General features: G+C 53.7%; 1 protein-coding gene and 4 pseudogenes. 4 read left to right on the plus strand and 1 reads right to left on the minus strand.

The window, feature by feature from the left end:
* The 4 genes and pseudogenes from FTU40_RS14985 to FTU40_RS15345 form a co-directional block, all read left to right on the plus strand.
* Positions 1-75 (plus strand): annotated as a pseudogene (locus FTU40_RS14985) (IS6 family transposase); the annotation flags it as partial.
* 53 nt (positions 76-128) lie between these two features.
* Positions 129-1,601, plus strand: a pseudogene (locus FTU40_RS14990) (Tn3-like element Tn3 family transposase); the annotation flags it as partial.
* A gap of 288 nt (positions 1,602-1,889) precedes the next feature.
* Positions 1,890-2,650, plus strand: a protein-coding gene (locus FTU40_RS14995) for an IS5-like element ISKpn12 family transposase (RefSeq protein ID WP_085947932.1) whose coding sequence is annotated in 2 segments (ribosomal slippage) — positions 1,890-2,214 and positions 2,214-2,650 — 762 coding nt in all. Because the reading frame shifts where the segments join, the coding sequence is not laid out codon by codon here.
* A gap of 25 nt (positions 2,651-2,675) precedes the next feature.
* A pseudogene (locus tag FTU40_RS15345) lies at positions 2,676-2,837 on the plus strand (DUF6596 domain-containing protein); the annotation flags it as partial.
* 98 nt (positions 2,838-2,935) lie between these two features.
* Here FTU40_RS15345 and FTU40_RS15000 read toward each other — a convergent pair.
* Positions 2,936-3,010 (minus strand): annotated as a pseudogene (locus FTU40_RS15000) (IS6 family transposase); the annotation flags it as partial.

Consider the following 3,010-nt stretch of genomic DNA (forward strand, 5'->3'; position numbering starts at 1 on the left):
GGCCAGGCCTCAGCATTTTATTATGGTGATCCCCTGGGCGAAATGCGCCTGGTAAGCAGAGTTTTTGAAATGTAAGGCCTTTGAATAAGACAAAAGGCTGCCTCATCGCTAACTTTGCAACAGTGCCCCCGACAGACCCGCAGGAAGCAATAAAATCTCTGGGTCATCAGCTTGATAGTCGTTACAGACAGGTTGCTGCACGTCTTGGCGAAAATGAGGCTGTCGAACTCGATGTTTCTGGCCCGAAGCCCCGGTTGACAATTTCTCCCCTCGCCAGTCTTGATGAGCCGGACAGTCTGAAACGACTGAGCAAAATGATCAGTGATCTGCTCCCTCCGGTGGATTTAACGGAGTTGCTGCTCGAAATTAACGCCCATACCGGATTTGCTGATGAGTTTTTCCATGCTAGTGAAGCCAGTGCCAGAGTTGATGATCTGCCCGTCAGCATCAGCGCCGTGCTGATGGCTGAAGCCTGCAATATCGGTCTGGAACCACTGATCAGATCAAATGTTCCTGCACTGACCCGACACCGGCTGAACTGGACAAAAGCGAACTATCTGCGGGCTGAAACTATCACCAGCGCTAATGCCAGACTGGTTGATTTTCAGGCAACGCTGCCACTGGCACAGATATGGGGTGGCGGAGAAGTGGCATCTGCAGATGGAATGCGCTTTGTTACGCCAGTCAGAACAATCAATGCCGGACCGAACCGCAAATACTTTGGTAATAACAGAGGGATCACCTGGTACAACTTTGTGTCCGATCAGTATTCCGGCTTTCATGGCATCGTTATACCGGGGACGCTGAGGGACTCTATCTTTGTGCTGGAAGGCCTTCTGGAACAGGAGACCGGGCTGAATCCAACCGAAATTATGACCGATACAGCAGGTACCAGCGAACTTGTCTTTGGCCTTTTCTGGCTGCTGGGATACCAGTTTTCTCCACGCCTGGCTGATGCCGGTGCTTCGGTTTTCTGGCGAATGGGCCATGATGCCAACTATGGCGTGCTGAATGATATTGCCAGAGGGCAATCAGATCCCCGAAAAATAGTCCTTCAGTGGGACGAAATGATCCGGACCGCTGGCTCCCTGAAACTGGGCAAAGTACAGGCTTCAGTGCTGGTCCGTTCATTGCTGAAAAGTGAACGTCCTTCCGGACTGACTCAGGCAATCATTGAAGTGGGGCGCATCAACAAAACGCTGTATCTGCTTAATTATATTGATGATGAAGATTACCGCCGGCGCATTCTGACCCAGCTTAATCGGGGAGAAAGCCGCCATGCCGTTGCCAGAGCCATCTGTCACGGTCAAAAAGGTGAGATAAGAAAACGATATACCGACGGTCAGGAAGATCAACTGGGCGCACTGGGGCTGGTCACTAACGCCGTCGTGTTATGGAACACTATGTATATGCAGGCAGCCCTGGATCATCTCCGGGCGCAAGGTGAAACACTGAATGATGAAGATATCGCACGCCTCTCCCCGCTTTGCCACGGACATATCAATATGCTCGGCCATTATTCCTTCACGCTGGCAGAACTGGTGACTAAAGGACATCTGAGACCATTAAAAGAGGCGTCAGAGGTAGAAAACGTTGCTTAACGTGAGTTTTCGTTCCACTGAGCGTCAGACCCCTATACCTATCGAGATATCACTCTACCTCTCGCTGCTTGACCGAGGTGGAGGACCGTCGCCGTTGGTGGCTTTTTGGCCAAGCGTTTATCCGCGTCGTCTCGCCGCCCGCTCCGCCTCCGCGCGAATAGCAAGCAGCGAAGGACCAAGAAGCTCACGCGCATGAGCGACCGTTTCGGCGGATGCCGTGTTTAGGGTCAGGACCCATTGATTTGAACTGACGGCTGTGATTCAGATGGGCGTATAGGAGCCCGACTGATGAGTAATTTGTTTTGGCTGACGGACGAGCAAATGGCTCGTCTTCAGCCCTATTTCCCCAAGAGCCATGGCCGCCAGCGCGTTGATGATCGACGCGTTCTGAGCGGCATCATCTTCGTCAACCGCAACGGGCTGCGTTGGCGTGATGCGCCGAAGGAATATGGCCCGGCGAAGACGCTTTATAACCGCTGGAAACGCTGGGGCGACAAGGGCGTATTTATCCAGATGATGGAAGGTCTGGCCGTGCCTGAAGCCGCAGAGCACAAGACCATCATGATCGATGCGACCTATCTCAAGGCCCACCGCACGGCTTCCAGCTTGCGGGTAAAAAAGGGGGCGCGGGCCGCCTGATTGGACGCACGAAAGGCGGCATGAACACCAAGCTTCATGCCGTAACGGATGCGAGTGGTCGCCCGATCAGCTTCTTCATAACGGCAGGCCAGGTCAGCGATTACACCGGTGCTGCCGCCTTGCTTGATGAACTTCCCAAGGCCAAATGGTTGCTGGCCGACCGTGGCTATGATGCCGACTGGTATCGTGACGCTTTACAGGCGAAGGGGATCACTCCCTGCATTCCAGGTCGAAAATCCCGCAAGAAGACCATCAAATACGACAAACGCCGCTACAAACGGCGCAACCGGATCGAGATCATGTTCGGGCGTCTCAAAGACTGGCGGCGTGTCGCTACGCGTTACGACCGGTGCCCAATGGCCTTTCTCTCCGCCATCGCTCTCGCTGCGACCGTTATCTTCTGGCTATGAGCAATGAGTCCTGACCCTAGCGCATATCAAGCCAGAGGAGCCTGAGGTACTTGGTCTTTTAGCCCTCATGGAACTCCAGTGCTCTCGGCTGCTTGCCCGACAAGATCGTCAAGGCTTGCCAGTGCCGCTCGATCGTCAGGATCGTGGCTTGTGGGATCGATTGCTCATACGTCGAGGTCTGGAGATAGTTGAGCGAGCATGCCGCATGTCGTCTCCCACTGGATGGTATCTTCGGCACTGTTGCAAAGTTAGCGATGAGGCAGCCTTTTGTCTTATTCAAAGGCCTTACATTTCAAAAACTCTGCTTACCAGGCGCATTTCGCCCAGGGGATCACCATAATAAAATGCTGAGGCCTGGCC

Origin of the sequence: Acinetobacter sp. YH12100 (genome assembly GCF_013419135.1) — a bacterium.
GTDB lineage: Bacteria > Pseudomonadota > Gammaproteobacteria > Pseudomonadales > Moraxellaceae > Acinetobacter > Acinetobacter pseudolwoffii.